Origin of the sequence: Flammeovirga yaeyamensis, assembly GCF_018736045.1 — a bacterium.
In the GTDB taxonomy this organism is placed as follows: domain Bacteria; phylum Bacteroidota; class Bacteroidia; order Cytophagales; family Flammeovirgaceae; genus Flammeovirga; species Flammeovirga yaeyamensis.
Map to the genome: position 1 here is coordinate 1,263,558 of NZ_CP076132.1, position 16,935 is coordinate 1,280,492.

The following is a 16,935-nucleotide window of genomic DNA, read 5'->3' on the forward strand; positions in this document are numbered from 1 at the left end:
ATGTATATGTTAATGTACTCTTCTGCCGAGTTTATAATATTTTTTCCAATATATATCTGATATTTCATCCTCTCTCACTCCTTTACTTGTGCTTGCATGAATAAAATATTTTCTTCCGTTTTCTACTTTAGAAATCATCCCTACATGTTTGATATAGTTTGATCCTGGCCCAGTAAAGAAAACGAGATCACCAGGCTTTAGACTAGCGAAAGCGACATATTTTCCTGTTTTAGATTGTTCTTGGGAGGTTCTTGGTAATTGTATGTTGGCCGACTGCCAAGATACCAACATCAAACCGCTACAGTCCATTCCTTTTTTAGTCGTTCCACCAATTTTGTATTTCACCCCTTTATAAGACCAAGCAGTTTTTAAAGCTGTCTTTGCTTTTCCGGCAGCCGAAATATTCTTTACTCCTTCTTCTGTAGTAGTCATGGTAGGAAGTTCATCCGAAGACTCTTGTTGGTTGGAAGGTGTAGTGCTTGAGATTCCCAAAGCCGCTGCTTCCCTTTTCTCCACCTCAGTTAACCGATCTTGTCTAGTGGCGTAGGTATATTGTTTTCCCCACTGACATGAAGTTAGTGTAGTAAGACTAATAAAAAAAAAGAAATAATATAAGCGTTTAGTGCTCATGTGTGTCTGCCATTATCGATGGATTCCTAAAATATATCGTTAAAGTAATGTTGAAAAAGTAATATTTCATTTTTACTTAATAACCATGGTTCGACGATAAACATCATTTTCTGTGGAAATATTTATCTATGAACTCAGGTTAATAATCAAGCTAGCAAAAATTATAGCAAAATAAAAAACCCTCTTAGAATATTCGTTCTAAGAGGGCCTTTTTGGGTGATGAACTCTATATTAGAGTTAGATTTTCGCAAGTTTTACGGGCAGCATCTTGTTCTGCTTTCTTCTTACTATATCCAGCACCTTCTGCTTGGACATCACCATCAATAAGAAGATTTACTTTAAACTGCTTACCGTCTTTACCACCTTGCTTTGATACAGTAAACTCTACAGCTTTACTGTTTTTCTGTGCCCACTCAATAATAAGACTTTTAAAATTGGTAGTGGTTTCGATAATTTCCTCAATATCATAATGTCTCATTAGGAGCTTATGAATGATGAAACGTCTTGTGAAATGAAAACCTCTATCTAGATAAATGGCACCAATAAAAGCTTCCATTGCATCTCCATAGATCGATTTGTGACTTAAGGCCGAATTTTTTCTTCCTTCGAAAGCCACCATCTGACTTAAACCGATTTTTACAGCTAAACGGTTTAATGATTCTCTGTTTACAATACGTGATCGAATTTCTGTTAGAAAACCTTCGTCTTTATAGGGGTATCTTTTAAATAAATATTCAGCAACCACCGAACCAAGTACGGCATCACCAAGATACTCTAGACGTTCATTGGATTCTTTAAATCCTTTTATCGCTCCACTTTCGAAAGCAACAGAAGTATGTTGCATTGCTAAATGATAAAGCTTAATGTTGAACGGTTTTCTGCCAGTGATCTGTCGAACCACTCTTGCCAATTCTTTCTCCTGATCATTATAAGAGGACACCCATCGTTTTAAGAGTTTTCCTAAAAACATAAAAAAGGTGTAGTATAAGTCTCGAAAAAAACCGAGGATGAAATTATGTTCATCTGAATTGGATGTAAATTATTACTATCGAATTCTAGATTTACCAAAAATGTGAAAAATAATTAAAATTATTGCAAAGTTTTTAGCAAAATCTTTTTAACTGATAGTAGGATAGTATAAATAATCGTATACGCTATTCATTTAAACCCTTTATGACAACACTCAAATTAAGAAATAAAAAAACCCGTTAGTAGAAAACTAACGGGTTTGAAGTTTCTTTTTTGATTAGTCTGTAACTTTCTTGAAAATCACAGAGAAGTTATGACCACCAAATCCGAATGTGTTTGATAATGCAATATTTACATCACGTTTCTTAGCCTCATTGAATGTACAATCCAATTTCGAATCAAGATTTTCATCAGGAGTTTCGAAGTTGATTGTCGGAGGAATAACACCTCTTTCAATAGACATTAAACAAGCTAAGGCTTCTACAGCTCCAGCAGCACCTAATAAGTGACCTGTCATAGATTTTGTAGATGAGATACTTACATTGTAAGCAGACTCGCCAAATACTTTTTTGATAGCATTCACTTCACCAATATCACCAAGTGGTGTAGAAGTACCGTGAACGTTGATGTAATCTACATCTTCTGGCGTAATGCCTGCATCTTTAATTGCTTCTGCCATAACACGGCTAGATCCTTCTCCTTCCGGATGTGGAGCCGTCATATGGTAAGCATCTGCAGTCATACCACCACCAATTACTTCAGCATAGATTTTAGCACCTCTAGCTTTTGCATGCTCATATTCTTCAAAGATGAATGCACCAGCACCTTCGCCAAGTACAAAACCATCTCTAGTGGCATCAAAAGGTCTAGAAGCAGATGACGGAGAATCGTTTCTAGTAGATAATGCTCTTAAAGCATTAAAACCACCGATACCAGCTTCGCAAACCGCTGCCTCTGAACCACCTGTTACGAATAGGTCAGAAATACCAAAACGGATATAGTTGAATGCATCTACCATGGCGTTTGTTGCCGATGCACAAGCTGATACAGTTGTGAAGTTTGGTCCTTTTAATCCCCAAGTCATAGAAATATGTCCAGGAATTAAATCAGGGATCATCTTAGGAATGAAAAAAGGGTTAAATCTTGGAGTACCGTCTCCGTTGGCAAATGAAGTTACCTCGTCTTGGAAAGACTTAAGTCCACCAATACCAGAACCCCAAATTACGCCAAAGCGGTTTCTATCAACAGATTCAAGATCTAAATTAGAATCATCAATTGCTTGTTTGGCTACAGCAACACCATATTGGCTTACCAAGTCCATTTTACGCAATTCTTTTCTGTCAATATACTCCTTAGCATCGAAGCCTTTCACTTCGCATGCAAATTGTGTTTTGAATTTTGAAGCGTCGAATTTAGTGATAGGTGCAGCACCGCTAACACCTTTCTCTAGATTATTCCAGTATTCTTCGACACTATTACCAAGTGGTGTAATCGCACCAATACCGGTAATAACAACTCTTCTAGGTTTCATAGAAATTTGTCTTTTGGAATATCCAAAAATAAAACAAACCTGACAGATTTAGCATCCTTTTGTTGAGGCGCTTGCTCTATCAGGTTCGCTAGCGTTTGATTCGCTTATTTAAAGGGAGTGTAAACTTATTAGTTTACGTTGTCCTCAAGGTATGCGATCGCGTGACCTACAGTTGTGATGCTTTCTGCTTTATCATCAGGAATTGAAGTGTTGAATTCTTTTTCGAATTCCATGATTAACTCAACAGTGTCAAGTGAGTCTGCACCTAAGTCGTTTGTGAAGCTAGCCTCAGGAGTAACATCTGACTCCTCAACACCTAACTTATCAACGATAATTTGTTTTACTTTTTCTGCAATTTCGGACATCTTAATAACTTTTAGTTGACCAATTGAGTTGCAAAGAAATACAACAAAATTTATTTGTGCAAATATTATTGGTCAAAAGACCGGTATTATATTATGCAAGCATACTTAAGAAAGCTTAAGTCATTGAAAATCAAACTCTTTTTTTCTTTCGAGTTTCTTTTCGAGTTTCTAAATAATTCATAAGTTCTTCCTTCGCTACTCCAATTAAGAACGTAGTTGCCTCATCTCTAAGCATTTTTCCAAAGGAAGGGATCTTGGAATTTTTACTTTCTGATAGTGGAAGTTGACCCGTATTTTTGTTTTCCTTCGCCAGTTTCTTCAAAAACTTTTTCTGACTACGTTTATTGTGGACCTTAAATCCCCATTGTGTAAGACTATAGGCAGCGACTAAAGCAGCGCCGTAGACCATCATTTTCTTTACATCACTTCTAACATCTGTGACCGTATCTGTGGCTACGTTAACTAAGTCTTCTTTATATTTTTTAGTCTCTTCTTTTAACTGAATTTTTTCAGCTTTTAATCGCTCTCTAACTTCGTTGGCAGAGACTTTCGGTTTATTATCTGTAGTTTCACTCATAATCTACACTTGATTTTCTTCATTGATATGGTCAATAGCCTGATCAATTAAAATCAAGAACTGTTGACGAATGCGACCCGTATTGGCGATAATTACACCAAATATCACCAAGCAGAAAACACCTACTATACTGAATCCTGCAAAGGGAGGCCAGGAGAAGATATAATTTACAAAAAGGGCAAAAGCCAAAGCAAAAAAGCAGAAAGCTAAAGTCATAAAGGTCAATAGAACAGTAAAGATGGCCAATAAAGCCAACATGCCCGATAACCCAGTTTTTAACTCAATACTAAATAATTTGGCATAAGTCTCTATCAACTTTACAAAAGACTGAATAATCTTATCAAACCGTTCTTTCTGAAACGCTTGTTCCTCTTCAGTAAAAATTCTATTCCTTATAGAGCTCCTCTTCGACATATATTTTATTCTTTTCCTTTATTAATTTTGATAGAGTATAACAAATATAAAAGTTATAAAGAATATCGAACCTTATTCAGTGCACATTTAACGTATTTCTTAATTAATTGATGAATATTGTTCATCTTTAAATCAACATGTCGATTGTAAATTGATACATTCTACTCCTCCGATAATTAAATTAAAGCATTATCTTTAAAAGAGTATTTGATATTCACAATCAAAATCACTCGATCTATTTTTTATTCTTAATAAGATCTTACTTGATGCTCAAAAGTATTGCACATACGCTTTTTCTACTACTGTGCTTTTCAGTCAATGTATTCAGTCAGCAAATACACCTAACACTATCTCAAGGTCATGTGGGAGAGGTCATCGAAATGGCCATTTCTGATGATGCTAAATTATTGGCTACAGTGGGTGAAGATGGCTCTTTAAAACTATGGAACACAGACGAAAAAAGACTACTTGATACCATTTTTCCACATGAATATGGAGTGTCTACGCTTTGTTTTTCGAACGATAATAAATACCTGGCAACTGCAGGTAAAGATCGTTCTGTAAAAGTATGGAGCTTAGAGGATAGAAAACTTCTTTATCAATACGATTCCTTGGATTACGATATTGTCGAAATGCGATTTGTACAAGGATACCTGCTATTTATAAATAAAGGAGGCATGATCTATCGTTTCGATTGGCAAAAAATTAAATCAACGCCAGACGGCTTGGAAGTGAAAGCCAATTTTGGCAACTTCTCCTCCATAAATTATAATAGAGAAATTAAGTGGTTAGGAGCAGGTTATATGAATGGTATGGTTGGGTTATGGAGAGGGTATGACCGACCAACGATAGAGGAAAAATTACACGACGATTGGGTATCTGATATCGACTTCGTACCAGAAGATTCTTTAGTGATTTCGGCCTCTTGGGACAAAACCATTAAAGTATGGGATGCGAATAATCGAAAAGTGGTATGTACTTTAAAATCACCTGATAATACTCCATTTATTGATATTGTCTACGCACCTTATTTCAAGATTTTATGTGTAAAAACACAAACCGATAGAGTATATTTCTATAAAGTAAACAATGGGATTATCGAAGATGAACCTGTTGGTATTAAGGATGATATGCTATTAATGAAGTTTACTAAAGACCGACGATTTGCCGCATTCACCCACAGGGATGGAAGTTTTTCGTTGTGGTCTTTGCATAAAAATCAAAAGTCCTTTGTAGAAGTAAATTGGAGGCCTCAAGCCAGTTATCCTAAATGTGCTTTGCTGGATCCTAACTCTTCAGAAGTGTCCATCGGTTTATCGAACGGAAAAATTCAAATTTGGCGTCCCAAGGTAAATACAACATCAATCGTGTTTCAAGCCCATGAAGGAAGCATCAACGCTTTATCGTACAATACAGTGAAGCAAACGCATACCACCGCTGGCTCAGATAGCTTATTAAAAATATGGAATAATCGAGGACAAAATCTTCATACTACTAAACTCAATTTTGTAGTGAAATCAATGAAGAATGTCCCTCTAAATAATCATGATTGTATTGGTGGAGATGATGGGGGAGTTTACCTTTTTAACGATATCACTCAGAACTTAAGAAAGCTCTATGATCATAATAGAGATATAATAGAAGTAAGCGTTTCTAATAGTGGGCGTTTTATATCAAGTATAAGTAGCGATCGTTCCTTAAAAATCTATGACTTTAGAGTGAACAAAGTTGTATTCTCTGATTTTATAAGTGATGTACAATTACAAGATGTATCATTTAATGAAACAGACGGGCTACTATTAGTGGGGGGGAAACATCATTTGTTTCTTTTTGATGCTGTGACTTTTAAACTGATTAAAAAAGTAGAAACTGATGCACCTATACAAACCATCAGTTACCTAAATAAATCAGACCTTTGGCTCATTGGTAAGCTTTCGGGAGAGATTGTATTGATGAATGATTCCTTGGAAAAACAAGTCAACCAATTTGACTTCACTTCGATTCCAATGGTGACTTTATTGCCCTTCGAAAAGCAAGATGTTTTCTTCACGGTAAGAAGAGACATGAGTTTGGATTTAATGGATGTGTATCAAGAAGAACCTATGGGTAAACTGATTGTGACCGATGATGGTGATTGGGTACTCAAACATGTTACCGGACTATTTGATGTTGGCGATCTGAATATGGAAAATATCTATTATGTCTACGGTAACGAAACCATCGATTTTGATCAATTAAAAGATATGTATTGGGAGCCCGGATTGGGACAGGAACTTATCGAAAGACAAGAATTAAGAAAGGTACCATCGTTAAGCGATTTAAAATTATATCCTGATGCCGAGGTGGAGCAAAAAGATAAAACCCTATGGATTCATCTTAATGATAGAGGAGGAGGAGTAGGTACAGTGTCACTTTTTATTAATAATAAGGAAGTGATTCATGACCTTAAAGATGTTGCCACTATAGAACAAAAAGATAATAAGGAGTATTATAAGGTACCCATTTCGATGCTCGAAGGTAATTTGATGGATGGTAAGAATAATGAAATCTCTGTGATTGCCACAAACCAAGAAAATACCTTGTCGGGAAGGGGACTGAAGCTACAATACAAAGGGAAAGATGTCGAATTGGAAGTGCCACCAACTTTATATGCTATTGTTGTTGGGGTATCAAATTATAGGGGACGATTACTTGATTTAAGATATGCATCTAAAGACGCTCAAGCCGTAGCTGAGGTAATTGAGGATGGGTCAGAAAATCTATTCGGCATTCAAAATACAGATATCCAATTGATATCGTCTGATGTGGAAGATAACCTTCCATCAAAAGAAAATATTAGGAAAGCATTTAAAAATGTATCCAATAAGGCGAATTCATCAGATGTTTTGTTTGTCTTTTTGGCTGGACATGGAACGGTTGGGGATAATGAAGATGGGGGGAAAGACTTTTATTTCCTCACAAAAGATATGGTCAACTCCGATATCAAAGATCATCATATCAGAACAAATTACTCTATTAATGGATCCGAACTGATGGAGTGGATCAAAGAGATTCCGATTAGTAAGCAAGTCTTTGTGATTGATGCTTGTCATGCCGGTTCCTTTTCGACAAATCAGATTGTTTCTAGAGACGATAACGAAGAAGGGTTGAAAAAGCGTGCCTTAGAGAAAATCCGTTCTAGAACAGGTATGTTTATGTTGTCGGGAGCATCAGCAGATAAAGTAAGCTACGAGTCGTCTATTTTAAAACATGGACTGCTTACGTATTCACTTTTGGATTACATGAAATTCGGTGCCCTAAACGAAGGGAAATTTGTGGATGTTCAAAACCTATTTACCTATGCGATTGACAAAGTGCCTGAATTGGCCGATGATATGCAAGGCGAGCAACAACCCGAATATAGAATGCCAAGAGGAGCAGGTAGTTTTTACATAGGAGAATTGGCTACCGATGATCGAAAAAAGATCATACTATCTCTTCAAAAAAATAGAATTGCCGATATAAATTTTGAGGAGGAGAAGACATGGATAGATCAAAAGGAGATAGAAAAGAAGTTTGTAGAGAAGATCATTTTAAACGATGAAGAGTATCCTTTTTATTATCAAAAAGGAGCGGAAGGAACAGATGTATACGAATTAAAAGGACGATATAAAGTAGGTAAAAAAGGAATCAAGTTAAACTATCGTTTAATTTCTGAGGATAAGCTGATAGGAGAATGGGAGATAACCGCTGAAAATGAGGGAGGTATAGTCGATCAGGTAATCAATCAAATGCTCTTATTATTTGATGAAAACCAGTGAAAATATTTCTCTCACTCAAAATATCTAATGAATAAAAAAAACTAAAAACTACCCTAACACCCTATTAAGTGTAATGTTTCCTTTTGTTTATGTCGTTTCAACTCAATATCTTACTGAATCAAACGATATTGAATCATCGCTTAAATAGGAATAAGACAACGTTTTCTTTTAAGCTGAATTACACTTTTAAACTAACAACATAAGTTCATTGAGCTTAAGTTAACAATGTAACATCTGCTATATGACATTAACGGCCACTTTACATGATTTACCGTTTGCGGATCGCTTATCGGAAAAAGAATTAGAACAACTATCTGCCCTTGCCACTATTATTACTTTTAACGATGGTGAAGTCATTACTGAGCAATTTGCCACCTCAGAAAACTACTATGTATTATTAAGTGGAGGAGTGGCGTATCAATTAAATGTGGGTGACCAAAGGGGTGCCTTGGAAGTGGGGAAGAGTATAGAACAGTGGACACCTATTGGATGGTCGGGCTTTAGAGAACCTTACAGATATGCAACCACAGGTTTAGCAGTTGGCACTACGGAAGTTATTTCTTGGAACAATAAAGAACTAAGACAACTTTTTGATGAATACCCTCAGATAGGGATGCATGTATTGTCATCAAGTTTATTGTTGAGCACCAATTTGCTTAGTAACGCAAGAGAATCTTGGATGCAAGGAGCTGTTGCTGTGAGTACATCAAGTTTTGAAGCCAAAAACAGTTATACCTCATTTCAAGATAAAGGGCCTCAACAAACCGTGATGGACTTTTTTAGACAGAGTTCATTTTTTAATCCTTTTGCCGATTGGCACTTAGCGAAGTTATCGGAAATAAGTACTACTAAAAGGTACAATGCAGGTATGAAACTCCTTACCAAAGGACAAGTTTCTGATAAGTTTATGGTCTTGAAATCGGGTAAGGTTGCATTGAATTATATCACGAATAATGACGAAGTATATACTTCGGATATTTTACAGGAAACTGGTCAGGTGATAATGTGGTCGGCAGCTAGTTTCGACCCAATTCCTAATCGAATGGAGTTGGTGGTGTTGGAACCTATAGAGGTCTTGGAGATCAATAGAATCGATTTATTGGTATTGTATGCTGAGTTTCCTCATTTAGGTATGCTATTTATGTATCGCCTTTTGTGGTTGTTGGGAAGTGCATTGAAAGCAATTAGAGCGCAAGTCATTACTCAGACTTTCGATAGAGAGTTCCTGACCATTCAAACCATGATCGAGCAAGCGGGAGCACAAATAAGCGTATGTTCTGAGTTGTATAAAATACCCGTTTTATTATCAGAAAAAGTAACTCAAGGAGAAGCTTTCGACCTAATAGATTCTCTTTCGGATCATGGTGATCCTACGGAACAAAACTTAGCCAATCTCTTTAGGAAAATCACCATGCCTTTACGACGTGAGTTTTTATTTTTGGAGGGATTAAAACACATGACCAATCATGTGATTACGGCTAAAGGTCATAAATCGTCTAAAGATTTAAGAAACGAATGTGCCCAATTGTTTGAACGTGCAGTTTCTTATGTAGATATAAAGATAGATGGATTAGAAAATTTACCTTCGTCTACGGGAAATATATTCATCTATAATCACTTGTTGAACCACCCTTACTATACCTTACCGAATAATTTTCAGATCACCTTAGACTCTCATTTTATTTCCATGCTTCTTTATAAATTCTATAAAGATTCGGGGATGAGGGTAGTGAGAATAGGGAAAGGTCCAGAATACGGGCATCAAGATTATTATAATAAGTTAGGACATCTTGGTGTGTTTACTCAAGACTCTGATACGGCCAATCAGACAGTAGAAGAGAAGCGTGCTTTAAGGAATAAATTCTTTGATGAGGCAGGAGAAAAATTAAAGGAAGGGACAAATTTAATTTTGAGTCCAGAAGGAACAAGCCGTGAGACCCAGCAATCGCCGGTAGAATTTAAACCAGGAGCCTTTATGATTGCCAATCATTCTGGTGTCGATCCCTTAATAGTTCCTATTGCGATTGCATTTTTTGATAAAAGAATCAGTAAAACTAAACTTGGAGTAGTAATTAAAAAACCTTTTAGATTATCTGACGTTTTGGAAGGTAAACGTCCTTTTAAAGAGGAACTTAGAGCGTTTCTCTCACGTTATTCAAAACAGTATAGATCTTATGTTGAAGAGGCTATAGCCTTAGCGGAAAAATAAAAATATGACTACAGAAGAAATTCAATTTTATAAAGAAGAAGGGTTGCCTGAATTAGCAAACAACATCAAAAAGCAGCCACGTATTGAAAGTCCGATTGTCTTTTATGGGAGTTCATCTTTTCGTTTATGGACATCAGTTAGAGAGGACTTAAACAACGATCAAATCTTAAATATGGGGTTTGGTGGTTCTACACTAGAAGCATGTGCATTATATTTTAAAGAATTGTTTTCTGATATCGATCAACCTCAGAAAATATTTATATATGCAGGTGATAATGATTTAGGTGGAGGACAGCAACCTTCAGATATTTTAAATTCTTACAATAGTCTGTATCATCAAATAAGAGAAAGATATGGAGATGTTTTACCAATCGTGTATTTGTCGATTAAACCGTCTCCAAGCAAAGACAACATTCAATCTAAAATTGAAGAATCGAATCAATTGGTTTTTGATGAAATCAAGCACCAAACCAACGTTACTTATGTCGATATTTATCGCCCAATGTTAAATGATAATGGCAATAGCCGACCAGATTTATTTGAGGACGATATGTTACATATGCGACCTGAAGGGTATCAGGTATGGATTAAAGCATTACATGAAATGGTTTAAAGTAGAAGATTATAATATTTTATGTAACATCATTGAGAATAATGGAAATAAGTTCGTGAGTAATTAAAGATGTTGTAAGTATGTTTTTAAATTTAATAAACTACTTATTTACCTGTTACCTATGAGCATTCAATCTGTAAATGATGAGTTAAACCCTTCACTGAAAAGTTGGAATCAACATATTAATCTTTTAGAAAATTTAGCTGAAGCCTCAATTTTAGTCAATAAACAAGGAATAATTGAGTTTGCTAATAATGCAATAAAAGAATTATTGGGTTATGAAGCCAACGGTTTAATCGGGCGTAATGTGAGCTGTCTAATCCCTATGAATTATGTTAAAGACCATAATTCAAGAGTTGAATCCTTCTTTAAAAATGCCTCTAAAAGAAGAATGGGTGCTGGAAGTTCTCGTCCAATTTATGCCAAACATTTTAATGGGAAAACAAAACATGTAGATATATCTCTAAGCCCAATCAAAATAGAAGGCGAAGATAAAATTATAGCCATAATTATTGATGCAAAGCGAACGAGTGGAACAAACTCTAAGTATCAGAAAAAGATTGATTTGTATTATTCTTTAATCGAGCATAACACAGATCACTTATTTCAAATTGATCGTGAATTTAAAATTCTTTACATCAATCATGTCTCGCCTGGATTATCTAAGGAGGAAGTACTTGGGTCTTCACTGATTAATTTATTGCCCAATGAAGAAACTAAGTTCATGGTGAGTAATGTATTAAACGATGTTTTCACAAAAGGTTTAGCTGATTCTTATGAAATAGATTTTCCTTCTCCATTAGGGTCTTTGCATTATTCTACAACAGTAACTCCAGTGATACATGAGGGAGAAGTTATTCGATTAAACTTAATTACAAGAAACGTAACTGATGAGTATAATCGTAAAAATCAGCTTATAGAGTGGAAAAACTTTATTGAAAAAGTAGATTTAAACTCTCAGAATGGGATTTATATTTATAACATAAAAACAGGGACTAATTCCTATTTGAACAAAATGTACACTTCTATTTTAGGGTACAATCTAGATGAGGTGAATAGTTTTAGTCAAGCAGAGTTTATGGATCTTTTTCATCCTAATGATAAAGAAGCCATTGCAAAACACATGGAAGATGTAATCAATTCAAAAGAGGGGGAGACTTTTAAAATAGAATATAGATTCAAAGCTAAAAATGGGGAGTGGATTTGGTGTAGATCGAAAGATAGTGGGTTTGAATACGATGAAAATGGAAAATTGGTCTCTTTTATTGGTTCCTTTATCGATATAACAGATTTAAAAGATATAGAATTACAATTAATTCATAAGAATAAAGAAATAAATGATTTTGTATATAAGGCGACACACGATATCAAATCACCGATAAATAATATGGTGCAAATGATAGAGTTAAGTCTTGAAGATAATGAACCAGATAAAGAAGATTTAGAAATTTTAGAACACTCTATACATCGTTTAAAAAAATTAGTTTATTCACTTTTAGAGTACGGGAAAAGTGATCGTATGGAAGATGTAGAAGAGATAGACATAAATAAATTATTGGATGAGGTTTTGATAGATATCAATAGTGAAATTGAACATAGTTCTGCCGAGATTTATTATGAAAATTTACCGATAATTAATGCATCTAAAATTGGTTTATATAGAGTTTTTCAAAATTTATTAACCAATGCAATTAAATTTATGAATAAAGGTCAAAAACCTAGAATCACTATACGATGTAAAAGTCAACTACAGCATTGGATTTTTGAAATAACTGATAACGGCATAGGTATTCCTATTGAAAAAAGAGAGCATATTTTTGATGCTTTTAAAAAATTCCATAGTAGTAGAAAGTATGAAGGAAGTGGTTTAGGTTTAGCGAATTGCAAAAAAATAATAAACCTCCATGATGGTGATATTTGGGTGGAAAACAACCCTGAATCAGAAGGAAGTATCTTTTATTTTAGTATTAAAAAGACATTATAAAAAAAGAAGGTAATCTTTGATACACTATTTAAGATTACCTTCTTTTTTATTCATTAATTATGTTTTACTCGGTTTCTCACTTCATCTTTCTTTCCATTATTAAATACTTTATGATAGGCCCCCGTAATATAACCGGTAACTCTCCTTAAAGTAATAATATCTTTCGACTGACACTTATCACATTTCAGATCATCAAATAAACCTTCGTGATCACAGTTTAAGCATCGATCTCTTTGGATGTTAGTAGCAAAGTAATAAACTCCTTCTTCCATCGCTCCCTCAATTAGATTTTTATATAAATGAGGTGTTTTATTGATTTCCGATCGTAACTCTACATAAGTGATAGAACCACCTGAACAGTATTTATGATAAGGTGCTTCTATAGCAATCTTATCAACATAGTTGATGTTGTGCCATACAGGAACATGGAAAGAGTTGGTGATGAATTCTTTATCAAAAACTCCTTGAACATGACCGTATTGCTCTTGTAATTTTTTAGCGAAAGTATGACATAAACTTTCTGCAGGAGTGGCATATAAAGAGATATTCAAACGTCTTCTCCGACTTTCCTTATCACAGAAATTATGTAGATCTTTAATCAGGTTCAATGCTTTTTCTTGAGATTCTTCTGATTCACCATGATGCTTTCCTTCCAAAATCAATAAAGCTTCGGCAATACCGATAAACCCTAAAGCAAGTGTACCCGAATAAAGAATATCGCCAATTTTAGCCTTTTCGTTATACGGTTGATCGTGCTTCCAGATCTTGTTTTTATACATAAAAGGAGCTGCTCCCATTAGTTGCTTTCTTTGCCAACGTAAACGTGCTTCCATCATGTCGATTCCAATAAATGCCATCTCTTTTACAAGAGTACAGAATTCCTCCCATGAGTCAGTTTCCATCGCATATTTAGGAAGGTTCATGGTTACAGGAGATAGGTTTCCTCTACCCGATTTTCCGTTATAGCCATGTAGATTTTTTCCTAAACGTGTACGACACCCCATAGTGGCAGGGATTAAATCTGGAACAATTTTTCCGTTTTTATCCAAAATGTCATATACCTCTTGATGGGTGTTGACATAGTTAGGATAGACTCTTTTTATCGAGCACTCGTTGGCCAATTGGAAAAGATCCTCGTTTAAAATTTTACCTTCTTCCTTTCTGTATTGCCAAATTTGAATAGGGAAAATTGGAGTAGTTCTTTTCTCACCAATACCATCCATTGTGGCATTTAGCATGCATTCGATAAACAAACGACCTTCTCTAGAAGTATCACATCCATAGTTAATCGATACAAATGGAAGTTGATTACCAGCACGACTTTCTAAATGATTCAGATTATGAAGGAAAGCCTCGCAAGCTTGTTTAGTTTCTTCTTTTACTTGGTCCCAGGCAAATGTATCAGGATCGGGTACATTAAACTTAATGGCCGTTTCCATATGTTTATAGAAACTAAGTTTAATGAATTTGGCCATATGGAAATCGAAGGCATTAATAGCGATACCTCCAAACTGAGCGTTACTCTGACATTGTAAAACGACTGCTGTTACTTGCAAAGCAGAACGAATACTTTTAGGGGGACGCATAGTGCCATTCGTTGTATGAATGGGTTTGCTAAGAATTTCTCCAACATCAATAAACATACAGTTTTGCATTCCCACAGCATAAGAACTGAAGTCGTGGATATAAATCCACCCTTCTTCATGCATCTTTAAATGCTTTTCGGGAAGTAAGTAGGCTTTTGTGTATTCCTTGGAGATTTCACCCGACATACGGGTAAGTTTTGCAGTAAAAACACCTTCAGGCATGTTGGCGTTTTCGTTTTCTACATTAGTAAGGTTAATTGCTTCATTGGCGAATTTCAGCAATTTACTGTCTTGAGTGATGACCATGTCTTTTGAATTTTTTTGAAACAAAACACAAGGCGCTATTGTAGGAAGTGCAGTAACGTACATCAAATAATTTGGTGGACGCTGAAAACTTAGACATTAACTCGATGTCGGTGGCTTCATTTGCTTGGTAGGTCTTCTGACTTGACTCTAAAAATTGTCCTTCTCACTTTATACTTGATACATCTGATCAAGCAGAACAGCAATGGAGTATCAATTCTTTATCAGTTAAATTAAGAGAGCTAAATATGTAGTCAATTAGCTATTAAATTAAGTGATGACAACGAGTGCTATACAGCTACGAGCATAGTTCTAGATTCTCACTAGATTCCCTATTATTCCATTTTGGCACCATGCACTTTCAATTTGCAAACACCTGATTTAAAAAGCATTGATGACAATCACTAAAATATTTTAGGAATTTATAATATGCTGAAAATAGATAGTTTAAGGGGATGATTTATTAGAAAAATAAAAGGCTGTCACATTTATTATATGACAGCCTAAAATTCTTATATAAGATTAATTGAACTGAATTAGTTCGCTTCTTGACCTGTAGTAACGCTTACTTTAGAAGGATCGATTTGAATTCTTTCAAGAAGTCTTCTTAATGACTTTGCTTGACCTTTAAAAGAACCCGCCATAATACCGTTTAAGCCATTTGGATTTTCTTTTGCTTTCTCGATAGTATTCATAATCTCTAAAGCTTTATCAAAATCTCTTTTCATTGTGTAGGCTAATGCAAGGTTTAATTTTAAACCATCAGCAATTTCGCCATTTACTTTAGCTTTTTTGTCCTCATAGTTTGCTTCAGCAATTAGTTCCTCCCAAAGTGGAATTGACTCATCAATTGTTTCCATCACTTGGTCCATTGTCGTTTTCTTCTTCTTAGAGAAAGAGTAAAGTTTTTTAAATCTATCTGCTAAAGTTTCTTGAAGTTCAGTTAACTGCTTGTATTTAGGATGTGATCCTTTAGCACCAAAGATATAAATCAATTCTCTAGATGAGTCACTAAAAAGTTGTTCTTGAATATCAAGGTGTGCATAATAGATCGCGTATTTGAATATTTTTTTGTGCATTTCATCACGAATGTGTTGCTGCATAATCGCTCTTCTCGCTTCATCAGAACCCGCTTTATTAACTTGTGATTTTAAAGTGATGTATTCCACAAAGCTCGAAGCCTTATATTGTAAAGCTTTAGGATTTGATGCAAATAGGTCCTTTTCGTAAAGTAATTGTCTATCTGAAGAAGTGATTTTTAACATTGCCTTAGCTTTCAATTTTAAAGCAATATCGCTTCCTTTTAATTCTTTAAAAGAGTTAGCAAGAAAATCAATTGTTGGAGTGTCAATTTCGATCTCGATTCTAAGGTCTTTGTACTTGTCACCTTTACCAGAAAATTTTTCTTTATACTTTTCGAACGACTCTTCATATTTGTAAAGAGTATCATTTCTAGCATCAAGAATTGCTTTTGGTCTGCGATCTTTTTTTACACCTTTAGTCACTGTTTTTACATCAGATTTATCTAAAGTGTTTAGTTCGGTATCTACATTAAACATAAAAATACCTGTTGAGTTGTCTACGATTTCTCCGTTAAGAGGTTGGAATACGTAAGTAACATAAGCAGCAGATTCGCTTGTTCTTTTTTGCGCAAATAAAGTAGTTGAACTAACTACTAAAACTAAAATGAATAGTTTAAAAAGTTTCATATTAATTATTAGTCTAACATTAAATTGAGTAATACTGTTTTTTTGAAAAAAGTTAAATACACCGTTCTTGATTATCAATTCCATGATATTTAGTCAATGTATCATGTTTCAATAGTTTTGTTTCAGTAATTATAATAGTCGCTTGTTTACTTTGATCTGAAATTTAGTTTATAGCACTATTTTGATTACATCATTAGTTGATTGAAGTTTTTTCAAAAAATATAGTTAGAATATTTTCCGTTGAC

Annotated in this window: 12 protein-coding genes and 1 riboswitch; of the genes, 4 read left to right on the forward strand and 8 right to left on the reverse strand. The window is 34.8% G+C overall.

Annotation, left to right across the window (positions count from 1 at the left end; genetic code table 11):
• Positions 1–9: 9 nt before the first annotated feature.
• From KMW28_RS04890 to KMW28_RS04915, 6 genes are all read right to left on the reverse strand, one after another.
• The gene (locus KMW28_RS04890; RefSeq protein ID WP_169664388.1) at positions 10–630 is read right to left on the reverse strand and encodes a C40 family peptidase; all 621 of its coding nucleotides are present in this window, start codon (positions 628–630) and stop codon (positions 10–12) included.
• A 226-nt stretch (positions 631–856) separates the two neighbouring features.
• Positions 857–1,600 (reverse strand): ribonuclease III, encoded by a 744-nt coding sequence (rnc, locus tag KMW28_RS04895; RefSeq protein ID WP_066209776.1) that lies wholly within the window; start codon positions 1,598–1,600, stop codon positions 857–859.
• A 276-nt stretch (positions 1,601–1,876) separates the two neighbouring features.
• On the reverse strand, positions 1,877–3,130 hold the full coding sequence (fabF, locus tag KMW28_RS04900; RefSeq protein WP_169664389.1) for a beta-ketoacyl-ACP synthase II: 1,254 nt from the start codon (positions 3,128–3,130) through the stop codon (positions 1,877–1,879).
• Positions 3,131–3,258: 128 nt separating this feature from the next.
• A complete protein-coding gene (locus tag KMW28_RS04905) occupies positions 3,259–3,495 on the reverse strand; it encodes an acyl carrier protein (protein ID WP_066209772.1) in 237 nt (78 codons plus the stop codon).
• Positions 3,496–3,625: 130 nt separating this feature from the next.
• The gene (locus tag KMW28_RS04910; RefSeq protein WP_066209770.1) at positions 3,626–4,072 is read right to left on the reverse strand and encodes a hypothetical protein; all 447 of its coding nucleotides are present in this window, start codon (positions 4,070–4,072) and stop codon (positions 3,626–3,628) included.
• Between the two features lie 3 nt (positions 4,073–4,075).
• Positions 4,076–4,486, reverse strand: coding sequence for a phage holin family protein (locus KMW28_RS04915; RefSeq protein ID WP_066209769.1), 411 nt, complete (start codon positions 4,484–4,486; stop codon positions 4,076–4,078).
• Between the two features lie 266 nt (positions 4,487–4,752).
• Here KMW28_RS04915 and KMW28_RS04920 point away from each other — a divergent pair, with 266 nt between their 5' ends.
• The 4 genes from KMW28_RS04920 to KMW28_RS04935 all read left to right on the forward strand — a co-directional run bounded on the left by KMW28_RS04920 (position 4,753) and on the right by KMW28_RS04935 (position 13,092).
• Positions 4,753–8,286, forward strand: a complete 3,534-nt coding sequence (locus KMW28_RS04920; RefSeq protein ID WP_169664390.1) for a caspase family protein — start codon at positions 4,753–4,755, stop codon at positions 8,284–8,286.
• A 241-nt stretch (positions 8,287–8,527) separates the two neighbouring features.
• Entirely contained in the window at positions 8,528–10,495 is a 1,968-nt protein-coding gene (locus tag KMW28_RS04925; RefSeq protein WP_169664391.1) for a 1-acyl-sn-glycerol-3-phosphate acyltransferase, read from the forward strand.
• Between the two features lie 4 nt (positions 10,496–10,499).
• Positions 10,500–11,108: a GDSL-type esterase/lipase family protein gene (locus KMW28_RS04930; protein ID WP_169664392.1), complete on the forward strand. Its 609-nt coding sequence runs from the start codon at positions 10,500–10,502 to the stop codon at positions 11,106–11,108.
• A gap of 121 nt (positions 11,109–11,229) precedes the next feature.
• The gene (locus KMW28_RS04935; RefSeq protein WP_169664393.1) at positions 11,230–13,092 is read left to right on the forward strand and encodes a PAS domain S-box protein; all 1,863 of its coding nucleotides are present in this window, start codon (positions 11,230–11,232) and stop codon (positions 13,090–13,092) included.
• Positions 13,093–13,145: 53 nt separating this feature from the next.
• On the opposite strand, the gene nrdD is transcribed toward KMW28_RS04935, so the two are convergent.
• Together nrdD and KMW28_RS04945 are read right to left on the reverse strand one after the other, a co-directional pair.
• Positions 13,146–14,984 carry an anaerobic ribonucleoside-triphosphate reductase gene (gene nrdD, locus KMW28_RS04940; RefSeq protein WP_169664394.1) on the reverse strand — a complete coding sequence of 613 codons (1,839 nt, stop codon included), beginning with the start codon at positions 14,982–14,984 and terminating at the stop codon, positions 13,146–13,148.
• 109 nt (positions 14,985–15,093) lie between these two features.
• Positions 15,094–15,352: riboswitch (cobalamin riboswitch) on the reverse strand.
• A gap of 165 nt (positions 15,353–15,517) precedes the next feature.
• Positions 15,518–16,690 carry a hypothetical protein gene (locus KMW28_RS04945; RefSeq protein WP_169664395.1) on the reverse strand — a complete coding sequence of 391 codons (1,173 nt, stop codon included), beginning with the start codon at positions 16,688–16,690 and terminating at the stop codon, positions 15,518–15,520.
• Positions 16,691–16,935: the final 245 nt, after the last annotated feature.